Source organism: Cellvibrio zantedeschiae, from assembly GCF_014652535.1.
In the GTDB taxonomy this organism is placed as follows: domain Bacteria; phylum Pseudomonadota; class Gammaproteobacteria; order Pseudomonadales; family Cellvibrionaceae; genus Cellvibrio; species Cellvibrio zantedeschiae.
Genome location: NZ_BMYZ01000004.1, coordinates 271,592 through 296,225, shown reverse-complemented (window position 1 = coordinate 296,225; position 24,634 = coordinate 271,592). Strand labels below are relative to the sequence as shown.

General features: G+C 45.4%; 24 protein-coding genes and 1 tRNA gene. 1 reads left to right on the top strand and 24 read right to left on the bottom strand.

The window, feature by feature from the left end:
* Position 1: 1 nt before the first annotated feature.
* From IE104_RS18005 to IE104_RS17955, 11 genes are read right to left on the bottom strand one after another with little or no spacing between them, the layout of a single operon-like run.
* The gene (locus IE104_RS18005; protein WP_189421097.1) at positions 2-856 is read right to left on the bottom strand and encodes a hypothetical protein; all 855 of its coding nucleotides are present in this window, start codon (positions 854-856) and stop codon (positions 2-4) included.
* 22 nt (positions 857-878) lie between these two features.
* Entirely contained in the window at positions 879-2,078 is a 1,200-nt protein-coding gene (locus tag IE104_RS18000) for an ABC transporter permease (RefSeq protein WP_189421096.1), read from the bottom strand.
* Complete coding sequence (locus IE104_RS17995; RefSeq protein ID WP_189421094.1) at positions 2,068-2,823, bottom strand: ABC transporter ATP-binding protein; 756 nt, start codon at positions 2,821-2,823, stop codon at positions 2,068-2,070. Before IE104_RS17995 ends, IE104_RS18000 begins: the two co-directional genes overlap by 11 nt.
* A gap of 3 nt (positions 2,824-2,826) precedes the next feature.
* Positions 2,827-4,368, bottom strand: coding sequence for an alpha/beta hydrolase (locus IE104_RS17990; protein ID WP_189421093.1), 1,542 nt, complete (start codon positions 4,366-4,368; stop codon positions 2,827-2,829).
* 39 nt (positions 4,369-4,407) lie between these two features.
* The gene (locus tag IE104_RS17985) at positions 4,408-4,788 is read right to left on the bottom strand and encodes a GntR family transcriptional regulator (RefSeq protein ID WP_189421092.1); all 381 of its coding nucleotides are present in this window, start codon (positions 4,786-4,788) and stop codon (positions 4,408-4,410) included.
* A complete protein-coding gene (locus IE104_RS17980) occupies positions 4,788-6,080 on the bottom strand; it encodes a hypothetical protein (protein ID WP_189421091.1) in 1,293 nt (430 codons plus the stop codon). Before IE104_RS17980 ends, IE104_RS17985 begins: the two co-directional genes overlap by 1 nt.
* Positions 6,081-7,469 (bottom strand): hypothetical protein, encoded by a 1,389-nt coding sequence (locus IE104_RS17975; protein WP_189421090.1) that lies wholly within the window; start codon positions 7,467-7,469, stop codon positions 6,081-6,083.
* A 16-nt stretch (positions 7,470-7,485) separates the two neighbouring features.
* Entirely contained in the window at positions 7,486-8,127 is a 642-nt protein-coding gene (locus IE104_RS17970) for a hypothetical protein (protein WP_189421089.1), read from the bottom strand.
* Positions 8,124-9,002 (bottom strand): ABC transporter ATP-binding protein, encoded by an 879-nt coding sequence (locus IE104_RS17965; protein WP_189421088.1) that lies wholly within the window; start codon positions 9,000-9,002, stop codon positions 8,124-8,126. Before IE104_RS17965 ends, IE104_RS17970 begins: the two co-directional genes overlap by 4 nt.
* Before the next feature lie 11 nt (positions 9,003-9,013).
* On the bottom strand, positions 9,014-9,856 hold the full coding sequence (locus tag IE104_RS17960; protein ID WP_189421087.1) for a CPBP family intramembrane glutamic endopeptidase: 843 nt from the start codon (positions 9,854-9,856) through the stop codon (positions 9,014-9,016).
* 15 nt (positions 9,857-9,871) lie between these two features.
* A complete protein-coding gene (locus tag IE104_RS17955; RefSeq protein WP_189421086.1) occupies positions 9,872-10,741 on the bottom strand; it encodes a TraB/GumN family protein in 870 nt (289 codons plus the stop codon).
* Between the two features lie 213 nt (positions 10,742-10,954).
* Here IE104_RS17955 and IE104_RS17950 point away from each other — a divergent pair, with 213 nt between their 5' ends.
* A complete protein-coding gene (locus IE104_RS17950; RefSeq protein ID WP_189421085.1) occupies positions 10,955-11,500 on the top strand; it encodes a DUF4256 domain-containing protein in 546 nt (181 codons plus the stop codon).
* A 104-nt stretch (positions 11,501-11,604) separates the two neighbouring features.
* On the opposite strand, the gene IE104_RS17945 is transcribed toward IE104_RS17950, so the two are convergent.
* The 13 genes from IE104_RS17945 to bioD form a co-directional block, all read right to left on the bottom strand.
* Positions 11,605-12,030, bottom strand: coding sequence for a Rid family hydrolase (locus tag IE104_RS17945; protein WP_189421084.1), 426 nt, complete (start codon positions 12,028-12,030; stop codon positions 11,605-11,607).
* An 86-nt stretch (positions 12,031-12,116) separates the two neighbouring features.
* Positions 12,117-14,243, bottom strand: a complete 2,127-nt coding sequence (pnp, locus tag IE104_RS17940; RefSeq protein WP_189421083.1) for a polyribonucleotide nucleotidyltransferase — start codon at positions 14,241-14,243, stop codon at positions 12,117-12,119.
* Between the two features lie 333 nt (positions 14,244-14,576).
* Entirely contained in the window at positions 14,577-14,846 is a 270-nt protein-coding gene (gene rpsO / locus IE104_RS17935; RefSeq protein WP_189421082.1) for a 30S ribosomal protein S15, read from the bottom strand.
* A 165-nt stretch (positions 14,847-15,011) separates the two neighbouring features.
* The gene (gene truB / locus IE104_RS17930; RefSeq protein ID WP_189421081.1) at positions 15,012-15,977 is read right to left on the bottom strand and encodes a tRNA pseudouridine(55) synthase TruB; all 966 of its coding nucleotides are present in this window, start codon (positions 15,975-15,977) and stop codon (positions 15,012-15,014) included.
* Entirely contained in the window at positions 15,977-16,399 is a 423-nt protein-coding gene (gene rbfA, locus IE104_RS17925; RefSeq protein ID WP_189421079.1) for a 30S ribosome-binding factor RbfA, read from the bottom strand. Before rbfA ends, truB begins: the two co-directional genes overlap by 1 nt.
* Positions 16,400-16,472: 73 nt before the next feature.
* Positions 16,473-19,205, bottom strand: a complete 2,733-nt coding sequence (gene infB, locus IE104_RS17920) for a translation initiation factor IF-2 (RefSeq protein WP_189421077.1) — start codon at positions 19,203-19,205, stop codon at positions 16,473-16,475.
* Between the two features lie 84 nt (positions 19,206-19,289).
* Positions 19,290-20,771, bottom strand: a complete 1,482-nt coding sequence (gene nusA / locus IE104_RS17915) for a transcription termination factor NusA (RefSeq protein ID WP_189421075.1) — start codon at positions 20,769-20,771, stop codon at positions 19,290-19,292.
* 146 nt (positions 20,772-20,917) lie between these two features.
* Complete coding sequence (rimP, locus tag IE104_RS17910) at positions 20,918-21,424, bottom strand: ribosome maturation factor RimP (protein ID WP_189421073.1); 507 nt, start codon at positions 21,422-21,424, stop codon at positions 20,918-20,920.
* 312 nt (positions 21,425-21,736) lie between these two features.
* A tRNA-Met gene (locus IE104_RS17905) sits at positions 21,737-21,813 on the bottom strand.
* A 150-nt stretch (positions 21,814-21,963) separates the two neighbouring features.
* Positions 21,964-22,815 (bottom strand): putative metalloprotease CJM1_0395 family protein, encoded by an 852-nt coding sequence (locus tag IE104_RS17900; protein WP_189421071.1) that lies wholly within the window; start codon positions 22,813-22,815, stop codon positions 21,964-21,966.
* A 30-nt stretch (positions 22,816-22,845) separates the two neighbouring features.
* Positions 22,846-23,103: a hypothetical protein gene (locus tag IE104_RS17895; RefSeq protein ID WP_189421069.1), complete on the bottom strand. Its 258-nt coding sequence runs from the start codon at positions 23,101-23,103 to the stop codon at positions 22,846-22,848.
* 149 nt (positions 23,104-23,252) lie between these two features.
* Positions 23,253-23,933 (bottom strand): DUF2459 domain-containing protein, encoded by a 681-nt coding sequence (locus IE104_RS17890; RefSeq protein WP_229838102.1) that lies wholly within the window; start codon positions 23,931-23,933, stop codon positions 23,253-23,255.
* Positions 23,934-23,937: 4 nt separating this feature from the next.
* Positions 23,938-24,630: a dethiobiotin synthase gene (bioD, locus tag IE104_RS17885; protein WP_189421198.1), complete on the bottom strand. Its 693-nt coding sequence runs from the start codon at positions 24,628-24,630 to the stop codon at positions 23,938-23,940.
* Positions 24,631-24,634: the final 4 nt, after the last annotated feature.

Here is a 24,634-nt window from a genome sequence, read left to right as displayed (position 1 = left end):
ATTAATGTCTAACTTTATTATTCATTGCAAATTCCAGCGAGTCCGCGTATTGAAATGCAAGCTGCATCCCCGTGTCGTACTCTTCTTGCGTACAGCTATCACCTGCTGCTGATAAACACGGATAAAAAAGCTCAGGGCGATTTAAATTATTAAAGTCTTTGACGAAACAGGTAGTGGAATTTCTTAAACATTCGTAGCGCTGACTCTCGCCAACAGCAAAGGAAATTCTTCTCCAAGCAAGGGACTCTGCGCGATTACCACCATGGGCTTGGTCTGCATATAATCTACTCAAAACCTGAGCGATGGATGCAATTCCACCTCGAAATCCTCGTATATAAAATTCACGCGCCTCACTCATCGCCAAATCGCGCTTTTCATGATCTGTCTCATAAGCATAATTGCCCTTATCAGTATATTTGCGCACATCTCGCTCAACAATATAATCAGCATACCTATAGGCCGCATAAGGATCGCCGGACAAAGCTTTATCCTTAAGCTCAGATGGTTTGGCTTTTCCATAATCAAATAACGATCTCTTTGGTGTGGGCAAATAAATTTTGGGAATACTGGCGTTATCCATTTGACGTAAAAAATGTGCTATTTCTGGCAAAGGATCTACGCGCGCACCGGACAAACTCTTAATGCTGGCTAGCGCTGAAGAAAAAGCTTCAGACGCTGGAGATTTTGGATCAGCCGATACAGCCTGCGTTGAACTTTGTGCATTTGATGAATTACTGGAGATAGCTTGTTGCGAGGAAAATGATTCAACAACAGCTGAGTCATTTGAATCATAGAAATTGGTGTAAAAAATTACCGCAAACACCATCAATAAAACTGTTCCTATTATTCGCTTCAATCGATCTCCCTCCATTAGTGGTTTATTGCCCGTAGACTATTTTAGGCCTACGCAATTGTTTGATACCCACCCAAAATGCCAGGCACGTAATCATTAATCCCACGAACCAAAACTTCCAAAATGCAAAGCTTACAATAGCCCCACCTAATAAAATTTCTTTAATGACTACAGCCTGCCCAAGAACGGGAACCCATAACCACCACTCATGGAATACCCCCGGGTTAAACATGGTGTAAAAATTCAACATCATGGGAACAAAAACCAAACCCGCAATTAATGATTGAGCATCTTTAAACGATTTAGCAAAAATAGATAGACTCAACTGCAAAGCCACTGCAAAAAATACCACAGGAACAAGTACCCAAAAAACATTGATTAAATCAATGTAATTAACATCAACCCGTAACCCCAATTGATTGAAAGGTAGAAAGCGAAATGCAATAGCAAGCAACACGAGCTGCATAATTAGAATCACTACCGTAAGACTGACAGACGTTAACCATTTGCCTAAATACACACTAAAGGTTGAGGCAGGTGTAATCAATAATGATTCCAGTGAACGGCGCTCACGTTCCCCTGCTGTCATATCCGCGGAAAAGCCCACGCTGCCAATAAAGGCGGCTAACAATAAGGTCAATGGAACACTCGCTAACAAATAGACGCTCATCTTTTGTTCGTCGGCGATATTATCTTCGCGCAACATAACCGGAGTTCCTACATCAGGAGCCAATCCTCGCGCCATTAAATTGATGGAGCCCACGCGCCAGCTCCAGGTATAAAATTGCGAGCGAACAAAACCAATACTCGAAGATAATTTTTGGTTTGCGCCGTCATACACTAACCACACCGGAGCAGACTCTCCCTTCGCTCGCTTTTGCTTTGCTTCATCTGGAATAATTAATGCGAAATCAATTTTCTTATCTTTAATTTGTTGATAAGCACCCGACTCAACCGTTTTGATAACCGCGCCTTGCTCGCGCAACCAAGCCACCAACTCAGGCAAATTTTGTTCGCCCTCCACATAAACCGGAATGGAATTAACGCCAGCAACTTTTTTATCGTTTTCCATACTTACAGCAAAGAAAACCAAGCCCACAAAAATGGCGACAAAATACAAGGGTGGTAAGAATGCCATGCGCATTGCGCGTCTATCACGCAAAGCATCACGCAATTCTTTACGGTACACAGTTAATGAGAATCTAAAACTATTTTTATTCAACATGTGATTCTCCTTCCGCTAACTGAGAGAACTTAATAAATGCATCCTCTAAAGTATTTTCGCCGGACAAAGCAATGATATCCGCAACGCTACCATCCGCCACAATTTCGCCACCTGCAATAATTAATACCCGGTCGCATAAGCCACCTACCTCATGCATCAAGTGGCTGGAGAATAAAATACAGCGGCCTTGATCACGAAGCGTCAACAACATGTTGCGCACCGCACGAGTGGTAATAACATCTAAACCATTAGTGGGTTCATCCAGCAAAATATGTTGCGGCCGATGAACTATGGCACGCGCTAATGCGGTTTTCATCCGCTCACCCAGGGAAAAACCATCTGCACGACGCTCTGCAATATTTTCCATTTTTAGCAGCGCAATTAATTCTTGTGCACTCTCCTTTAGGTCACCAGCGGACAAACCTTGCAACTCACCAAAATAATGAATATTTTCACGAGCCGTTAACCGTTTGTATAAACCTGTATCGTCCGGCAATACACCTAACCGCTGCCGGGCAGCCTCAGGATTTTTTTGTACATCGATATTGTCAATTGCGATGGTGCCCGTTGTGGGATCTTGCAGGCCATAAATTAACCGCAACAAGGTAGACTTCCCTGCGCCGTTAACACCAAGCAAGCCGGTAATTTCGCCATCGCGAATAGTCAGGGAAATATTTTTTAGCGCTTGCACTACGCCGGATTTTTTATTGCCAAAACTTTTGCTTACCTGATCTATACGAATCATGATTTATTCCTTTTTCTCAAGGGTCGTTTGATCATTGGATTGCGATGATGTTGATTCGGTATTCGCGATTGCAGATACAGGAAGGTGTATAGCCAAAGGTTGAATATTTTGCACACAACTAGCATCTAACGCTTTAGCATCACCACTAACAATGAACGCGGTGATTAGCTGAGCAACGCAACCTTCTGATGTAACTATGTGATGCCCGCCGGGCACAATGAGATGCGAAGCATTTTTTAAATCTTTTTTAACAAGCTCCCCCCATCGCGGTGGAGTGACTGGATCACCGGCACCAGAAAGCATCAATACGGGCAAGTCACTTTTTATAGAATCCCAATAATCCGCTGGCAACTGACCTCGCGGCCATTGCGCACAAACCTCTGAATATTTTTGCACGGATAGCGCATTTAAAAACACATTGGAATCCAAGGCATTTTTATCTTTATATAAGGGGTAATCTTCACTACACACGACGGAGTAATGCATCCCGTAGCTAATGCCAGCCATGTCGCTTTTGGATTTAGCTAAATAAATGAGCGAGGCAAAAAGTTCATAATTACCCGCTTCAGCTTCGCTGATGACACGGGGAATAAGAGACGACAGATCGCGACTGTAAAGCGCCAAACGAATTACACTGGAAAAATCTTCGGCACTCAAACTTACATTTATTTTTTCTTGTGTGCGCGGATGTGGAATAGTAATAGATTTTGGTTCTTTAACTAATTTATTAGATACCGCTTGTGCTTTTTTAACTATATCACCATAGGAAGTCACGCAAGCAGGCACCTGTGCGCACTGCTGATTTAAGCCTTCGAGCGAGGCAAGACCGTCTGCCTCCATAGACCAAGGCAAAGCTATAGCTACCGGTGCAACTCCATCCAACACGCTGGCGCGAGTGTGGGCCGGAAAGCGACGAATGTATTCCAGTACAACGCGCGACCCGTAAGATCCGCCCCATAAATTTATTTTTTCATAACCTAGTGCCGCCCTCACTGCATCCAAATCCGCAACCGCATAATTAGTTGTGTAATAAGCCGCATGATCTTTTACTTTATCAATACACTGGGCAAGTGCTTGCCTGGCGAAGGCTTGTTGTTCGGATTCAGGCAATTGTTGGCTTTTTTCTGTTTCAAACTCGCAATCCAGAGGATTCGATTTACCTGTGCCACGTTGATCCACAAACACAATATCGCGATTTTTACGAACGTCATTAAAGATAGAGTGAATAGACTCAGCTACCACTACAGCCGATTGCCCGGGACCTCCAGCAATAATAAAAAGCGGATCTTTTTCGGGAACAGGATTTACTGCAGGCAGCAACAAAATATTGAGCGGAATAGTGGCGCTATTAGGATTCTGGGGATTTTCTTTTACATCAAAATGTCCGCACTGGGCATTTTGTTCAACAGGTGCTTTTCCGGTTTGCGAAAAATCCGGACACAAGCTCAACCAGGGCACTTTTTTTTCTTGCGTATTTTGATGTGTGCGATCACACCCTGCTAAAAAAATAATGAAAAAACAAAGTGCGGCAATAGATGCACGCATAATTTTAATCTCCGTATATTTATATCTATGAGAAAGGGATTAAGACTGCAACTCGTTTAATATTTTTTTTAACTCTTTAATAAGCGCGTCATCGGAAATTTCTAATTGCTTAGCGGCAATCACTAAACTATCCAATTGTGGCCGCAAATGCGCCAAGCGAGACTCTTTAGTTGTCGTCAAAGGATTTTCCGCAGCAACTTGCATAGGTTTACCGCGCTGACGCACCAACAACCCCTCAACTTCTAACATCGAGTAGGCCTTGGAAATTGTCATGGGATTTACCGCATGCTCAAGCGCAAGCTCGCGCACCGAAGGCAAGTCATCGCCCGCCTTTAATTGCCCACCCGCAATCATGCGCCGCACCTGATCAATCAGTTGGCGATAAATGGGGATTCCCGATTGGGGGTTAAGAATAAACACTAGGACGCTCTCAAGGTAAAATTAGCAGACACAAACCTTTTTTTCGCTTCCTGACGAAAAATAGCGCCTAGTGAAATAATAACCGCAGCTATAACCAAGTACCACACATAATCGAGATGAATAAATACCAATGCGAACATAAAAGTCATTTTGAGCAATAGGGAAACCAACAATACGGGATTTCCAATTTTTAATATGAAACCACCGTAATAATCTGCGGCTATCACAAACAACTGAACCAGACACAAACAGATAACACCATGCAGGGCGAGACTGGGATTCGAGAATATCCATATCACCAACATCATTAAGGCTGTGATAAAAGTGTATGCATACAAACGAAAGGATAGATTTTCTGTCACCCGGAATTGATGCAGCCTGTCACCATCATTGAATAACCATAACTTCATGTGGGATTGACCGAGCTTCATACGCACTTTGGATCCACCCATATGCATCAGGATCATCCACAAACATAATTCCTTCGAATTTTGCATTAACAATAAATAAAGACAGGTAAATATTAAAGAAAATGCTTGGGCATAGAATATTCTATTCATATGTCCATCACCCTCGCCCATAAGGATGACATGCTCTTTGTTAAGCACACGGGTCATAAGGGTTCGATATTTTACAAGTTTTAATCGTTCAATAAGGTAATCGAAGAAGTTACTAAAATTTTCAAATTTGAACATGCGCTGCAAAGGGCTGCGTGAGAGCCAATAGGCTAAATAACCCCAGGCCAGCACGCTCCATATTGGAACCACAAGCGTCGCACCAAACTTTGCAATTAAAAATATAACCAATGGAACACTTAAAACCAGCACAAGCATTGATAAAACTTGCAGGCTGTAGAGCCACAACATTAAGAACATGCCAATACTCACGTACATAAAGCTGAGTAACTTAATAGCAATCAAATTCTCAGCATTCTTGGGATCAAATACCGGCAGGGAAAATAAAACACACATAGCCAACAAATTAATAAATAATTCTTTTCGAATCCCCACAAAATGCAATTGCGAGTTTTGCAATAGTGTAGATGCACGCAAAGCCACCATCATTGCCAAAATAGCCTGCAACACCCCGGGCATGAACATAATCATAAACATGGTTGGAGTCGGCGGTACCCAGTAAGACATACCATAACTCACCAACCAATAAGCAGCAAAAAACCAGTAGAAATAGCTATAGGTGCGATTACCAAAATACAGAATCCTGGACAGGAAAAGGCTCCTGGCAATCAAGCCTTTATTTTGCGTGGCTACATTAGCCATAACGAGATCTTGCATTTAAATATCCACCAGTTTAAATCGCTTCATACAGATTTTGCGCACAGGATTTAGCAAAGCTATCACGGTCACTACCACCAACAAGGCAATCAAATCTTTTATTTCTGGCACGTTAAAGGTGCTGTATTTTTCAACCAGGTAATAGCAACCCAACAACACCAAAACCGCACTGACCAAGGCTTTGCTTAATTTGATTTGCCCTACCTGTTGCTCTCTTTTGTATGAGTACACATCCCAATAAAAATCAAAGATAACAATCAAACTCATGATCGCTGCGCCAGCACTAATGTATATTAAATAGCTCAGCTGTTGCGTGCCCAACAAAAACAGAAATAGCAACATTAAATTCACGGCCACCAGCAATCTCAGCCCACGCCAGAAGAAGGATTCCAAATAGTGGAATAGATCTTCTCTGTTACCCGGAAAAACAAGCCATGCGCGCCGAAGATTAGTCATGATTTTTTTACTGTAAAAATCCATCGTCATTAAAATGAATGAATAAGCGCAAGCAGCAAATATCGAAATGCGAAGCTGCTCCCAATCTAAATGCTCATTCCTGAACCCGCCTAATAAAAAAACTGCAAATGCCAAGCTAAATGAATAAGTCAGGGTAAGCCGTTTTAAAAAAGACACCACGTGGTCACTATGCCCTAACAAAAATGTTCCCATGGGCGTTTTTATTTTTTTCGTTCTAAATAGCAGAAATTTTTGCAAAAGCGCCCCATGAATTTGGGATTTATCTGTTTGCAAGAAAACTGACTTGCTTACATTTCCCGAGGGATGAAAGCGCATCCACCAAAAATAGAATGCCCCCCAACCAACGATGTTACCTAGCGCAAGGAACATAGGACTCTCTGCTGGAATATAAGCCAGTGTCATTTTTGCAAAAACAATCAGCAGCATAGGCGAAAATATAGCCATACCAACATCTTTGCTCGCAATAAAAATAGTCAATGCATAGCATAACGGACAACACAGCAAGCCCCCGAGCAAGAACGTCAACGAAAGCGCCGATTTGCCTGTATTAAGGATAAATACGGAATTAATACCAATAATAAATAATGAAAAAAGCAAAGTAATTAAAAACAATTTTTTTCGGATATTTGCCATGAGGCCAATATTTTTATTGGCAATCAGTATCAACATACCTATCGGCAAGCCAACAAAACCGAGCACACCGATAATTGACAACGATAGCAGTGCAAGCACTAAACCGAGAGGCCAAAACTTGGAAACACAAATACCAACTAAAAGCGCCACCAACGCTGCAGCCAAAAAAAGCACCACCAAATAGCCAATTACTTTTAAATTAAATAGCATGGCATTAATTAACTGCCAGTATTGGTTAGCCATATTACTTATCGAAGCCCATCCTAGTAGCTGATTCATCAGTCAACTCTCTTGCTCAGGAATTTTTAGTGATATCAACATCGAGAAAAATTATATTTCTCGGATTATTAATCCAACCTTTGTAATGACTAAAGAAAATAGCCAACGAAAATAAACTTGCAATAGAAGCTACAACCAACAACCACAAGTCTGATATGGGAGATGTTTTATTAACCATTAGATAAATATTAATAAACAAAAATGGTATGAGCCCCGCCATGTTCAGCCGAACCACATCAGACCACTTGTGCCAACGGCGGCTCCAAAAAATTGTTGGCTGCATGAGCACAAAAAAAACAACGCCACCTGCAAAACCAAACTGTTCAAGAAAGATTGAGGTGATGCCATATATACATAGGCACGGGAGAAGCCCCATCCAATAGGATATTTTTTTAATATCATCCACAAGAAAACTATTGGAGTTATTCCTCAACTCATATAACGTTCGTGTAACGCCAAAAAGATAGACATACCAGAGCGCACCTAAACTCAGCACTTGAAAAAAAATGGAATCCTGCTGTCCGCCCCAATAATTGCGCCACACATAACTAGCCGCAAACAACCCCAAGACACAAGGAGCCAGCCATTGTGCGCCCAATGGTGTCGCCAGAAGGTATTTAAGTAAAAACCATGCTCTGGAAGATGTGTTAGAACTCACGAATTTAGCTCCAGGAAAATATCTTCCAGCGATAGATAATCCACCTGCACATCTGCATTGAATTTTTGTGCGATATAATCCTGCTGCTCTGGCGACCAATTTTTAACGGTTACCCATGCTTGCCTGGCTTGAATACGCTGCTTGACAACATTTTTTAAACCCAGGTTTGCTGGTAGATCTTCGGCGGCATTAATAGTAATGCGCGCAATAGATTCTTTAAGTTCGTCTAACCCACCCTGATAATCCAGCTCGCCGTTTTGCAACATCCACACCTGGTTAGCAACACGCTCCATATCGGAAACTATGTGCGATGAAAAAATAATTGCACGATTTTCGTCAGCCGCGATATCAACCAATTGTTGCAGAAATTGGCGGCGCGCAATTGGGTCAAGACTGGCAACTGGCTCATCCAGAACCAACAATTCTGGATCATGGGCTATAGCTAACAGAATGGATAATTTTTGGCGCTGACCAACAGACATTTTGCGCGCTACTACATCCATAGGAATTAACCATTCCAACACCAAACGATCAACCAAATCCTGATTCCAGTTTGGGCGAAAGGCTTTAAAGAGCTCTAAATGTTCCTTTCCATTAAAGCCTGCCAAAAGTTCATCCAACTGCGGAACAAAACCAATGCGCTGTTTGATATCACCTTTCATTTCAGTCGCATTTTCGCCCCAGATTTTGACGCTGCCAAAAGAGGGAAAGCTAAAACCGAGCAATGTTTCCAACAGAGTTGTTTTACCTGCGCCATTTTTTCCGAGTAACGCAATAACATCACCCGCTTTTACTTGCGCACTAATGCTTTTGATAATGGTGACATTATCGATTTTCCGCTGCATATTGCGAACGTCAACAATTACTGAATTCATAATTATTCCTATTAGATATTTGCACCTAAATAAATTACCAATACTGCAGCAAGCGTATTATTAATAGCGTGAAGTAGTATTGGCACTAGCACGGAACCAGTTTTCTCACGAGCAGTTCCTAGCAGAACTGAAAAACAAAAGATAACCAGCAAAGTAGGCCATTGATATTGACCAGCATGAATCACAGTGAATAATGCCGAAATCAGGATCAGAGCCCCGACAAAACCTAACCGCGTAAAACGCCAAGCTTTGTAGAGGTAACCACGAAAAATAAGTTCTTCTATAATCGGTGCTATTACAGCAATGGTAATTGCTAACCCAAAGTGTTTACTTCCGCGCAATGACTGCGTAAAAGAACTATCAGTTTCGTGTATGAAATGTAGAAACGCCACCGAGAAGAGCCAATAGCCAGCAAAGTATAAAATCCAACGACGCAATATATTTTTGGGGACTTTTGTTATTGCCAGGGTTTTCGCAGCTGATTGTCCTGGAAATTTTGCAGCGAAAAAAATAATTGGGATGACCAAAACAAATTGTAATACGGCCGTGATGGTACGTCCGATAGGAGTTTCCAAATTATTTTTTATTTGCACGCCGAAAGTGCTTGCATCAACCTCAGTGTGGTGCAAACCCGCGATAAAACCTTCTTGCAAGCCGAAGTACACAGCATACAAAAAGCCGCTCAATGCACTCATCAAAAAAAATACCACCATCCATCCAATACTCGACCCCACGCGCGGCAAGTTAAGCATAGGCTCAGGCGAATATTGATTAGGCTCTTCTGTCTCCGATTGGTGCTGTGTATTGTGCCGTGCCACATCCATATCTGTGTTTACTTCTAATGTTTCAGTCATTCCCACACATCCCTATTATAAATTTACAGGTTTAACTTTGTAGCCAGCCTTTTTGAGCAAAGCCAAAAGCCCATCACTACCCGAAAGATGCAAGCTCCCCACTAACACCATTTCAATTTCGGGTGTTTTTAGCATTGCTTCAATTTTTGGCAACCATTTTTGATTGCGGTCGACAATTAGAGATTGATATAACATAGGTGTTTCTTTACGCATTCTTTCGCTAAAGCTTGCATCTAATGCATCGAGATCGCCCGCTCTCCAACTCACTATCATTTTTTCCAAATCTGAAGGCATGTTTTCAACGTCTTTCAAAACACTTTCTATTGTTTTATCGGGATCTTCCTGGGAAAATTTTTGCATATAGGCGATAACTTCATCGGCAGATTCCATCTCGCCAATTGGTTTATTATCCGCGCGCGCAGCCTTGTCATAAAAAGCATCAATGCCGTCAGCTACACCCAACTTTTTGCTTTCAGTTAGCGTAATTAAAATACTTACCATTGCTGGATTGAACATCATGGTCTGACTGAGCGGGTATTGGCTTTTTGCCGAGTAAACTTGCAGCGCAGCCCAGTTATCTGCACTTAATACATCTTTCAAGGTTTTATTATTTGTCAACATCATTGCCTGGGCAAAGCGTTGACCAAATTCTGGTGTTTTGGCTTTTTCCATGTCAGTTTCAAAATAAATTTTTTGGGCATTCTTATAAGCGCTATCAAACTCAGCAGGCACCGGAAAATCACTAGGACGCATTAAATGAATAGTGCCCGCAATGTAAACTTTTTGTTTTCCCTTACTAACCTCATAAACAGTCGATGCAGCGAATAGACTTTGGCTAAAGACCAAACCTGCCAAAATGACCAGGGTGCGGAACACTTTACTCATACAAACTCCTTTATAAACTCATTAATCTTTAGGTATACTAACATCAACCATGTGTATTACTACACTAATACACAATTTCTATTTATGCAAGCCTTATAATTTAGAGATTTTTGGAAATTTCCAACCTATAGATCTGCCATGTGGCTTTCAGCCATTCAAAAGCAGGCGCAAGGAATACTGTATCCCGACCAACGACTCACCAAGGAAAATATAATGAACAAATCAGAGGTAGATAACTTAATAAAAACACTCAAGGATCGCTTCGCCAAAAACATGCAGCGTCACGCCGACATTAGTTGGGAAGCGGTAGAGGAAAAGCTACGGGCCAAACCGAAAATGCTCAGTGTTATTGGTGAAATGGAAAGCACAGGCGGAGAGCCAGATGTTATTGGTTACGATAAAAAGACCGAAGAATTTATTTTTGTCGATTGCTCACACGAAAGCCCTGCTGGCCGACGTAGTCTTTGTTACGACCGGAAAGCACTTGATTCACGCAAAGAAAATAAGCCAGTTGGCAATGCTATTGAAATGGCGGCTGGCATAGGAATTGAAATTCTTACCGAGCAAGAATATCGCGAATTACAGGAGCTTGGAGAATTCGATAAAAAGACATCGAGCTGGGTAAAAACCCCCGCTGCCATAAGAGATCTTGGTGGTGCGCTTTTCTGCGATCGTCGCTACAACCAAACTTTTGTTTATCACAATGGTGCTGAATCTTACTACGCCGCCCGTGGTTTTCGCGGTCGGCTTAAGGTTTAACAAATAAGAAGTTTAATAAATAGATGAATAAACATGGCCTAACTGCGACTAGTAGAGGTTAGTTAGGCCTAGTGTTCAGCAAGAATATGTCGAACTTCAATATTTTATTTAACCGCAACCAACTCAACTTCCACCAAATGCTCTGGCGAATATAAACGATCTACCTGCACCCAAGTTGCTGCCGGGTACTCAGTATTGCCGTAGAATTTTTTGCGCGTTTCTATCTGCGCTTTAAATTGCTCTATATCTCGCGCATAAACATTTTCTTTAACAACATTTTTTACGCTCAGCTGCAGCTTATCCAAAACTTTTTGCAACTCTTTGTAGCACTCAGGTACAGCTTGTTGATAATTGGAGCCGCCACAAGTAACGCCGGAAATATGATAAGTATCGCCCGCCTGTACAACTTGGGCATAACCTATATCTTTTTCCCAAGGGTTCATCATGTAGCGCGTAATTTTTGTGGGCGAATTAGTAGCGCAAGCTGTCGATATCAGGACTGCAAATAGAGTGATTAGAAGTGAACGCATTATTTAATCTTCCTTATGAAATTAATTATTTTTAGTTAAAAAAAAGCCCCGACCAGAGTCGAGGCTTTTCGTTAAATCACTGCAGATTATTCTTCAGTAGATTCAGCAGCAGGTGCGGTACCTGCGGTTTCTGCATTAGCTTCTTTGATAGAAAGCTTGATGCGGCCGCGTTGATCTACGTCCAAACATTTCACTTTCACAACCTGACCTTCTTTCAAGTAATCAGCAACGCTGTTTACGCGCTCGTCGGCGATTTGTGAAATGTGTACCAAGCCGTCTTTACCTGGCAGGAAGTTTACGAAGGCACCGAAATCTACGATACGCACCACAGTACCTTCGTAAATTGCACCGATTTCCGCTTCAGCAACAATACCTTGTACGCGATAAATTGCTGCGTTCAAAGCTTCGGTGTTGTCAGCGTAAATTTTTACGGTGCCGTCATCATCGATATCGATTGAAGAACCAGTCTCTTCGGTAATTGAACGGATAGTTGCGCCGCCTTTACCGATGATGTCGCGGATCTTGTCTGGATGAATCTTGATGGTTTCAAAGCGTGGTGCGTTTTCGCTTACAACGCTACGAGAAACTGCCAATACTTTGTTCATCTCGCCGAGGATATGCAAACGCGCCGCAAGAGCTTGCTCAAGTGCAATTTCCATAATCTCTTCGGTGATGCCTTCGATTTTGATATCCATTTGTAGTGCAGTTACACCGCTGGTGGTACCGGCTACTTTGAAGTCCATATCGCCGAGGTGATCTTCGTCGCCGAGGATGTCGGTCAATACAGCAAAACCTTCTGGCTCTTTAACCAAGCCCATTGCGATACCCGCAACTGGCGCTTTCAGTGGAACGCCCGCGTCCATCAATGCCAATGAAGAACCGCACACAGATGCCATTGAACTTGAACCGTTTGATTCAGTAATTTCGCTCACAACACGCAAGGTGTACGGGAAATCTGATTCAGCAGGAAGAACCGCTGCAACGCCGCGACGCGCCAAACGGCCGTGACCGATTTCGCGACGGCCAGTAGCGCCCATACGACCACACTCACCTACAGAGAAGGGTGGGAAGTTGTAGTGCAGCATGAAAGCGTCTTTTTTGGAGCCTTCAAGGAAGTCGATGATTTGTGCATCGCGCGCGTTGCCCAAAGTTGCAACAACCAATGCTTGAGTTTCACCGCGAGTAAACAACGCAGAACCGTGGGCTTTGCCCAATACGCCAACTTCAACTTGAATTGGACGTACGGTTTTGTTGTCGCGACCATCGATACGTGGTTGACCAGCAACGATGTTTGCACGCACCAAACGGTACTCCAAAGTACCGAATGCAGCTTTCACGTCATCAGCAGAGAAACCTGAAGTTTCAGTCGCTAATTCAGCAACAGCTTCGTTACGCAATTCGCCTAAACGATCATAACGCTTGGCTTTGTCAGTGATGCGGTAAGCCATGCTGATTGAGTCAGCAAAACCTTTTACCAAGGCATCTTTCAGCGGAATATTTTCAGCTGGAGCGGTCCAATCCCAACGTGGTTTGCCAGCGTCACGCGCTAACTCAGCACAGGCTTGAACCACAGCTTGCATCTCTTGGTGAGCGTAAAGAACGGCGCCCAACATAGTGTCTTCTGGCAATTCTTTCGCTTCAGATTCAACCATCAATACCGCGTCTTTAGTACCGGCAACTACCATGTCCAACTCAGAGGTTTCGAGTTGAGCGTAGCTTGGGTTGAGGATGTAACCATCAGCCTGGGTGTAAGCAACACGCGCGCCACCTACTGGGCCATTGAATGGAATACCGGAAATTGCCAAAGCGGCAGAAGTACCAATCATAGCAACGATATCTGGATCGTATTGCTTGTCAGTTGATACAACGGTACAAACCACTTGTACTTCGTTCAGGAAGCCCTCTGGAAACAGAGGACGAATTGGACGGTCGATCAAACGAGACGTTAAAGTTTCTTTTTCGGAAGGGCGGCCTTCACGCTTCAAATATCCACCGGGAATACGGCCGGCAGCGTAGCTTTTTTCTTGATAGTGTACAGACAAAGGGAAGAAGTCTTGGCCTGCTTTGGCTTCTTTTGAGCCTACAACGGTACAAAGTACAGATACTTCGCCCATGGTTGCTAATACTGCACCGGTTGCTTGACGAGCAATGCGGCCAGTTTCTAAGGTTACGGTTTGGTTGCCGTATTGGAATTTTTTAATAATCGGATTCACTCTTTTATCCTTTGGTTGCTTAGACATTTTCTCACGAACAGGTGCTAGATATTGCGGCGTTAAAATTTTTCGATAAATGCTCATTTACCTAAGTAAACTCCGCTTTCTCGAAAAATTTTGCCTTGCACTATCGTCGCTGTGCCACATTCAGATTCGGCTAATTTTTCGTGCAGAACGTCTGTTAAATTTTTTCACACGCCTATAAATTTCTACTCATTTTTCATTCGATTTGCATCCTGCCATCGCGCCTATTTACTCTCGGTGGCGCACAACTCCATAACTTTTTCAGCTCATCAAAAACAAGAATGCCCGCCGAGGCGGGCATGGATCAAATTAACGGCGCAGACCTAATTTTTGAATCAGTGCAGTGTAACGTGATGCGTCTTTACCTTTGAGGTAATCCAACAATTTACGACGCGCATTTACCATGCGAATCAAACCACGACGTGAGTGGTGGTCAGCTTTATGGTCAGCGAAGTGGCCTTGCAGTTTGTTGATGTTGATAGTCAACAAAGCAACTTGAACTTCAGGTGAACCAGTATCGCCTTCAGCTTGTTGGTACTCTTTTACAATTGCAGCTTTTTCAGAAGCACTCAGTGCCATGATTTTTTCCTCAGTTAATATGCGATTCAATTACAGCCCGCCCGCGCATATTTACAGGTGGGTTGTCGCGGTGATTATCCGCATTTCGCCTCTGGTTTAGAGAGAGAAAAAGGATGTCACCGCAGGCTTATTATCGACCCGAAAGGGTTGCGATAAATTCTTTAGCTACTGCTCGTTCGCCGAGCGGTTAGCAATAATTCGTTTTGGGGCAACGCGACCATCGTCGGTCAATTCACCCAAGCCCAGAAATTGCTGGCTTGAGCCGCCCGTTTCTGTGCAAAAGACGCGCACCATATCACCTTGTTGCCCAACGCGATAGACCTGTGAGTCCTGAACCGGGTTCCCAAGCCGAAAGTAGTGCGCACTGCTCTCTGGCAACACAATCTCCGGCAAAGTCGCTACTGGCGCATCAGCCCGCAAAAGGTGTTTATCCAGCGCTTCATAACTGCCTTGCTCGAACTCTTTTTCAAGCGCTTCTAGGCTTATGCATTGCTCTTCTACAAACAAACCTGCCGCTGAACGATGCAAGGTTTTCACATGGGCACCGCAGCCCAAAGCGAAACCCAAATCCTCCGCAATGGAGCGAATGTAGGTGCCTTTGCTGCAGCGTACATCTACATCGACTTCTGCGCGCTCGCCGGGGCGAAAGCCTAAAATCTCTATCGCATACACCGTAACCGGACGCGGTTGGCGTTCGATCTCAATCCCATCTCGCGCCAATTTATAGAGCGGTTGGCCTTGGTGTTTCAGTGCCGAAAACATGGACGGCACTTGCAAAATATCACCGGTTAAGGGGATCAAGGCTTGCTTGATCGCATCGAGCGTCACATGCGCCGCCGATGCTTCTGCTACGACTTCGCCATCAGCATCGCTGGTGTTCATGCGCACGCCGAGCAAAAACGTGCTGCGATAGCGTTTATCGGCATCCAGCAAAAACTGCGAAAATTTGGTCGCCTCGCCAAAGCACAGAGGCAAAACACCTGTCGCCAAAGGGTCGAGCGCGCCGGTATGGCCGGCTTTTTCCACAAAGAACAATCGTTTTGCACGTTGCAAGGCATGGTTCGAGGTCATGCCTTCAGGCTTCATCAACAACAAAACACCGTCGACAGGACGGCCTTTTCTACGCGCCATTAAGCCTTCTCGCCATCATTTGCCGCATCTGAACCTGCATCGGGCTCGTCGTCATGAACGTGTTGGCTGTCTTCTTTCATAGCGCGATCAATCAAAAACGAAATCTCTTGGCCGCGAATTGCTGTTTTGTCGTAAATGAACTGTAGCTTGGGAACACTGCGCATGATCAGCTCTTTAGCGATAAAACTGCGCAAAAAGCCACTGGCCTTATTCAGCACGGCAGCAGCAGCCAAACTTTCAGCCTCATCTGAGCCCACAAAAGTCACATAGACTTTGGCGTAGGCCATATCACGGGTCACAGTCACCGCGTTGATATTGACCAAACCTATGCGTGGGTCGCGGATTTCCTGGGAAATCACTTGCCCTAGAATGCGCTGGATAGCATCGGACACGCGGTCTGATCTTGTAAATTCTCTTGGCATTAGCCGTACACCTTTAAAATAACAAAGCCCCGAACACCATCAAGCGTCGGGGCGCGGGGTTTTGCGCAAGCAATTACAACTTACGCGCAACCTCTTTCACTTCGTAAACTTCAATTTGATCGCCGACTTTAACGTCGTAGTTCTTCACGCCGATACCACATTCCATACCGTTGCGAACTTCGTTAACGTCGTCTTTAAAGCGACGCAGAGATTCCAATTCGCCCTGGAAAATCACCACGTTGTCACGCAATACACGGATTGGCTTGCTGCGGTACACAGTACCTTCGATAACCATACAACCGGCAACTTGACCAAACTTGGGCGAAGTAAATACTTCACGCACGTTGGCGATACCGACGATAGTTTCGATGCGCTCTGGATCAAGCATACCGCTAAGTGCCGCTTTGATCTCGTCCAACAATTGGTAAATGATGCTGTAGTAACGAATATCAACGCCTTCGGTTTCCGCCAGGCGTCTGGTAGTACCGTCAGCACGTACGTTGAAACCTACGATGATTGCGCCAGTGGTCAATGCAAGGTTCACATCATTTTCAGTGATACCGCCAATACCAGAAGACACCACGTTTACCTGAACTTCTTCATTACCGATATCAGCCAAAGATGCCTGAATAGCTTCCAGCGAACCGCGAACGTCTGCCTTCACAACCACAGTCAGAATCTTCTTCTGGCCTGCGTCCATACCAGCGAACATATTCTCAAGCTTCGCGGCTGTGTGACGAGCCAACTTCTCTTGACGCTCTTTCTCCGCGCGGAACTGGGCAACTTCACGAGCTTTACGCTCATCGGTCAAGACCACAAAGTCATCGCCGGCACTTGGCGCTGTATCCAAACCGAGGATTTCCACAGGTGTTGATGGACCGGCTTCTTTCACGGTTACACCGCGCTCGTCGGTCATCAAGCGCACGCGACCATAGCTCTGGCCTGCGAGGATCAAGTCGCCCTGATTCAAGGTACCCTGTTGAACCAGCAAGGTCGCCACAGTACCGCGGCCTTTGTCCAAGCGTGACTCAATGATCACACCCTTCGCAGCGGCGTGGGTTACGGCGTTCAACTCAAGTACTTCAGCCTGCAAGGAAATCGCTTCCAAGAGCTCATCAATACCTTGGCCGGTGTGGGCAGATACTTCGATAAACTGGGTATCGCCACCGTAGTTTTCAGGGATAACACCCTTAACAACCAACTCGTTTTTAACACGCTCAGGATCAGCACTTGGTTTATCAATCTTGTTGATGGCAACCACGATAGGAACATCCGCAGCGCGAGCATGCAGAATCGCTTCTTCGGTTTGCGGCATAACGCCGTCATCCGCTGCTACTACCAGAATCACAATATCCGTTGCCTTGGCACCGCGAGCACGCATGGCGGTAAACGCGGCGTGACCGGGGGTGTCGAGGAAGGTGATTTCGCCACGGCTGGTTTGCACGCGGTAAGCACCAATATGCTGGGTAATACCACCGGCTTCGCCTGCGGCAACCTTGGCTTCACGAATGTAGTCGAGCAGCGAGGTTTTACCGTGGTCAACGTGACCCATAACGGTAACCACAGGCGCGCGCTGAACAGTATCACCTTCGGTTTCAAGGGATTTTTCCAATGCGTGTTCAATCGCATCAGCGTGCACGAGATTTGCCTCGTGACCCATTTCTTCAACCAGCAATACCGCCGTGTCCTGATCGATTGATTCATTCATGGATGCCATAACACCCATTTTCATCAAACGCTTGATCACTTCGCCCACTTTTACGGTGAGGCGTGATGCCAGCTCGGATACCACGATAGTTTCAGGAACATCAACCTGGTGAACGATCTTGGTAGTTGGCTTCTTAAAGGCGTGCTTGTTGGTCTTTTTGTGGTGCGCGCGCAAATGGCTGCGGCGAGCTAATACATCGCTGTCTTCATTCTCGTCCGCAACAATATCCAACAACTCAACCTTGCTGGTCTTCTTGGGCACAGCGCCTTTTTTAGCAGCCTTGCCACCTGGGCCGCGTTTGCCGCGTGCATCGCCGCCGTCATCCGCGTCATCATCGTGTCTATGATTCTTTTTATGTCCATGGCCATGATTGACTTTAATGTCATCCAGCGACGCCACCATCACAGGAGCTTTGGCTGGCTTGTTGTGCGCCGGGCGTGCACCACCCGCTTCTTTGGTAGCTGGCTTAACGTCTGGGCGAGCACCTTCCGCAGGGCGCTTGGGCGCTTGCGGTTGACGCTTGGCATCTTCACGCGCTTTAGCTTCAGCGGCACGTTGGGCCTCTTCGTTCTGGCGACGCTCAATAGCGGCGCGGCGTTTTTCTTCAACGCCATCAGTAAAGGAGATGCGATGAGATGCAGCGGGAGCAGCTTCTGTAGGCTCAGCAGCCTCAGCAACAGTTTCAACCTCCACTACCGGCTCTGGCGCTAACTCAACCACTGGCTCGGGTACTGCCTCTACTACCGGCTCATGTACCGCAACCTCATCTTGTTGCAGATCATCAGCCTGAACATCTTCATCCTCGCGCTTAACATAGGTTCGCTTCTTACGAACTTCTACGTTAACGGTTTTACGCGCGGCGCCACTGCCGGTTTTAATCGTAGTGGTGGTTTTACGCTGCAAGGTAATTTTCTTGGGTTCAGCCGAAGATTCGCCATGGCTAGTCTTCAAAAAAGCGAGCAAACGCTGCTTTTCATCGTCTGATACACGCGCATCAGGCGATTTTTGGCTTAAACCTGCTTCTTGCATTTGTTTTAGCAATCGCTCTACCGGTGCACCGACCGACTTGGCGAGTTCGCTAACTGTTACTTCTGCCATTGTATTTCCTCAAGGAGATAATTCTTGGAACCTGATCCGACTACCGGAACAGATTCCTGGCTCAAAATGGGAGCTTGGTGTGCATTAGGCAAACCAAGGCTCGCGAGCTTTCATAATCAGCGCTGCAGCGCGGGTAGCATCAACACCTTCAATGCCTGACAAGTCATCAACTGACTGCTCAGCCAAATCTTCCATAGTGATAATGCCACGGGCAGCCAGACTGATTGCCAAGGCTTGGTCCATGCCTTCCATATTCAGCAAATCTTCTGCCGGAGCCACGCCTTCCAAACGCTCTTCCGAGGCCAAAGCCTGGGTCAACAAAGCGTCTTTAGCACGAGCGCGCAATTCTTCGGCGATGTCTTCATCAAAGCCTTCAATTGCCAACATTTCTTCCAGCGGAACATAGGCAACCTCTTCGAGGGTGGTGAAACCTTCTTCCACCAATACCGCTGCAACATCTTCATCTACATCCAAAGCATTCATGAAAATTTGGATAAAGCTGCCAGATTCTGCTTGTTGCTTGGCTTGCCAATCGGCAACGCTCATTACATTGATGTTCCAGCCAGTCAGGTCGCACGCCAAACGTACGTTTTGACCGCCACGGCCAATAGCCATCGCCAAATTGTCTTCGTTCACTGCCAAGTCCATTGAACCGGCATCTTCATCAACAACGATGGATTCAATTTCAGCAGGTGACATAGCGTTAATAACAAACTGCGCCGGGTTATCGTCCCACAGCACTATATCAACACGCTCATTACCCAGTTCGTTCGATACCGCTTGTACGCGCGAACCGCGCATACCGACGCATGCGCCTACCGGATCAATACGGCCATCATTGGTTTTTACTGCAATTTTCGCGCGCAAACCTGGGTCGCGAGCTGCACCTTTGATTTCGATGATGTCTTCAGCAATTTCTGGCACTTCGATTTTGAACAACTCAACCAGCATTTGCGGATTGGAGCGGCTTAAAAATAATTGCGGACCACGGTTTTCAGTGCGAACTTCCAACAGCAATGCGCGAATGCGATCACCCATGCGGAAAATTTCGCGGCCAATTAATTGATCGCGCGGCAACAAGCCTTCTGCGTTATTGCCGAGGTCAACAATAATGCTATCGCGTGTTACTTTCTTTACAGTACCGCTTATCAACTCGCCCATGCGGTCGCGATATTCGTCAACCATTTGCGCGCGCTCAGCTTCGCGAACTTTTTGTACGATAACTTGTTTAGCCGTTTGCGCAGCAATACGACCGAAATCAGCGTTCTCAATTTTTTCGCGATAAATTTCGCCCACTTTTACGCTGGCATCTTTTTCACGCGCTTCATCTAAATAAAGTTGCGTGCCTAATTCAGCCATTACGTCATCGGCAACAACTTCCCATGTGCGAAAAGTTTCGTAATCACCAGAGTGACGATTAATATTCACTTCGATCACTGAATCTTCGTCAAAACGTTTTTTGGTCGCCATTGCCAAAGCACTTTCAATCGCCTGGAAAATTAATTCTTTGTCGACACCTTTTTCGTTAGACACTGCATCAGCGACTAATAAAATCTCTTTTGCCATTTCTTAACCTCTGTTAACTCCTGAAGCTAATCGCACACTGCAATTAGGTAACGGGTGGCTGAATATACGTGCACATCATTGAAAAACTTATTTGAAATGCACATCTTTTTTAACAATTTAGAAAACTTGTTTATCTTTCAAACGATTTATTTCGAGCTGTCTTTTTCTTTTAAGCCATCAATTTTTGAAATAATTTCATCGTAACGCGGCACGACATTGGCTTTATCAATTGCATCAACAGGAAGCAAAATTTCTTTGCCTTCAACTGTAATGACCACATCGTCGCCGTCAACTTTTACAATTTCGCCTTTAAAACGGCGGCGGCCATCACGCGCCATACGCAAGCGCACGTTTACGGTTTCGCCCACATAGCGCGCATAGTGCGCTGGTATATATAAAGGACGATCCAAACCGGGTGAAGAAACTTCCAAGGTGTATTCACCATCGATAGGATCTTCAACATCCATTACCGAACTCACCTGGCGACTGACTTTTTCACAATCTTCCAAAGACACACCGGCGGGTGCATCAATAAAAAGACGCAATGTTGTGTAACGGCCTTGGGTTAAATATTCCAAACCCCAAAGTTCACAACCTAAAGAAACCACAATGGGTTCAATCATGCTGTGCAAAATTTCTTGCTTTGATGCCATGCCTTAAAACCTTCCCTAACGGGATAAAAACGCTGATAAAAACAAACGTCCAGAAAACAAAAATGGGCACGAGGCCCATTCGAACGATACTGCTGTGTGGTTGCAAATCACTTAGCCAACAGCCAAGAGGAGCAACACGTCGAGGGCAACAACTGCACAAACGACACATACAAAAAAACCCCATAAAGGGGCTTTTTGTAGCTGAGCGACTACGTTGGCCGACTCAGTAGATCTGTTAGTGGAAACTCAAATGGAATCTCACACTTTATTTACAGTCGCTTAGTTAGAACAAGCAGACTATAAATTTAAATTTGGTTGCGGGGGCAGGATTTGAACCTACGACCTTCGGGTTATGAGCCCGACGAGCTACCAAGCTGCTCCACCCCGCGTCCGTAACTCGGTTTTGCTTACGCCTAACCGAGGTCGCGCAGTATAGGGATCTACCCCTATGCGGTCAAGTAAAACTTTACAGCTCAATCACTTAGTTTATGAGGGAAGATATTATTTGCTGTTGATGACACGAGCGTGACAGGGGCTTATCAAACGCTGTCGTTAAAGAAGTTTCCGACGCTAGGCGTGCTTTTTACTGCACCGATTTCAACAAGGCGACGGCTAATATCAAAGGTAGTTTGTGCTGTTCTAGCCAAAATGGCGGCACGCTCCTGATTGCTGCGGTCCAGCTCAACGCGCTGGCGCTCTTCTTCCCTACGAATTTCTTTACGCAACTCGTCCTCTTCAGCGGCTTGCTTTTTAGCCTCTTCCTTGCGTGCACTGGTTTCGCTTTCTGAAGATTGTTGGATTTGCTGAACTTCAGACGCACTTTCTGCGGCAATTTGAGCTCGTGCTTCATTCTCCAAACTGGCCGCTTGCGCCGCAACCCGGCGATCTTGCGGTGAAGGCTCGGCCGGGGCGCTAGCCGCAGCGCGAATTATTTGTGCCTTGCGCAAGGTTGCTTCTGGATCATTGGGAACTGGTGAGGTATCTATAGCAACTTCACCGCCTACGGCATAGTTAACGCCATTTGGGCCACGCTCAAAAGAATAGGTTGGGGAGCCTGCATATTGTCCGCCTATAGAGGCATGCGCTTGCTCGTGAGCACGCACCTCACGGTCACGTGTGGCTAGCTCGCTAATCTGGCGCTGTTCCTTTTGTTGCTGCTCTTGCTGGGCAGCAGATTTCTGTTGAGGATTTGCAACGCGGTCGCGCTCTGCATCTTGATTAGGGCTGTACTCCGGACCACGGCGATTTTGACCCGGAGCCGTTTCAGCAGATTGTTCGAGCGCCTTCAAACTTGAACTTTTAAGCTCGGTGGATTCCAATCCAACGGGCTGCCGACCGATAGGCGCATAAGGCGCAACGGTGCTAGCACTCGATGAAATTGAATTAATCACTGGAATCTCCCGCCTCTTAATCGCTCGAGCTTAGGCTTTAGCGTTAAGCAAAGTGCCTATGGTTTCATCCGCCGCTTTCACGATTTTGGCAGATGCGTCAAATACCTGGGTTTGCGCCTTAATATTTACCAACGACTCAGCCACATCGTTTTGGGCCGGGTTATCGCGCTCAGTGGTGCCTGCTTTAACGATTTGCTGCGCTGATTTGGAAATCTCAGCCTGGCTGCGCTGCATACCAATCAGACCCTGGGTTACCGCTGAACCGCTTACTGCTGAACCTACGTCCATTACTTTGCCCTCGCAAAAATGGTAGAAAGACTTCTAACACCCTAATTTTACGCACAAGAACGATTAAAAAACAGGCGAAGCTTGCCGTTTTGTGGGAGATTTTAAGACAACTTTGGATTAAGAATAAAAAGAATATAACCAGCAGGGATTTAATCGCGCTTTTTGAACAAGCCCTGCTCAGACTGCCATTGGGAAATAAACCTGGCTTGCTCAAACACCCCTTGAGCGGTTAGGCGATTAGCCACCGGCAGGCCCGCCGAACGCAGGGCATTACCGCTCCAGGTATTGCAATTACTGAACAAGCTGTAGTGATCTTTAGACTGGAAAAATGAACCCATGGCATCACCAAACGCAGGTAAGCGAACCGGCTTACCCTGCTGATCAACCGCAATCGAATCGCCCAGATAGGCAACCAGCTTTTTCATCCCCTCATCAGTCACCGCCAAAGACACTCGGGTATCTGCCGGAATTTCAGAAAAAGGTTCGTAATCGTAGGCTAACAATTGTACTGCAGAATAACCCGATGCTATCAAAGCCTTGGCGGCAGTGGCGGTCGATTTACTTTTGCCAGTGAAATAGTCGCCATCGCCCCAACCTATACGCGCGTATTTTTGTCCTTTGAGATCGACTGCCAAATGCGGGTTTTGCACCGCAAGTAATTTTGCATCGAGCAAAATGCTCGTGTGCCAACCGCGATAAATAAAATAAATTGTATGCTTGGTATTTGCAGCTGGAATATTTTTTGTAGGCGGCATACTGGCGCAACCGGTCAACAAAAAACTCGACAGGAAAAAACTCAGCAGCAGAAAAATACGGAAAAAATATTTCATGGCATTACTGCATTAAATGATCGATAACAGCTTTATCAAAATAGCTAGCCACTTTATCAGGTGATGTATCCACCAAAAAAGGTACAACCCCCAAACAGGGAACAGGTAAGCGTGTGCGCAAGCTGTCAATATTTTCTTGCAGTACCGGTATATCTGCATCCACACAATTGGCAACCCAACCTGCAACGGCAACACCATCGCGCACAATTGCCTCAAAGGTCAAAAGCGCGTGATTGATACAGCCCAAGCGCACACCCACCACAAGAATTACCGGCAAGTCTAAATTTTTTGCCAATTCAGCCAAGGTTTCGCGCGCATTTAATGGCACACGCCAGCCGCCAGCACCTTCTACCAAAATAAAATTAGCTGATGACAAAACACCACGGCAAAAACCGGATAGCCGATCTGCCGACAAACTACGTTTTTCTTGCTGCGCTGCAATGTGTGGCGCAATGGCTGATTCCAACGCATAGGGATTAATTTGATCGTAATCCAGCTTTTGAGTGATAACTGACTGTAACAAGAGAGCATCTGAATTGCGCAAACCTGCATCGGTTTTTTCGCAGCCCGCCGCAACCGGTTTTAAGGCAGCAGTGGTTAAACCATTATTTTTTGCAGCAACCAACAAGCCTGCTGCAATTAAGGTTTTGCCAACATTGGTATCTGTACCTGTTATAAAAAATGCTTTCTTGGGCATTGCT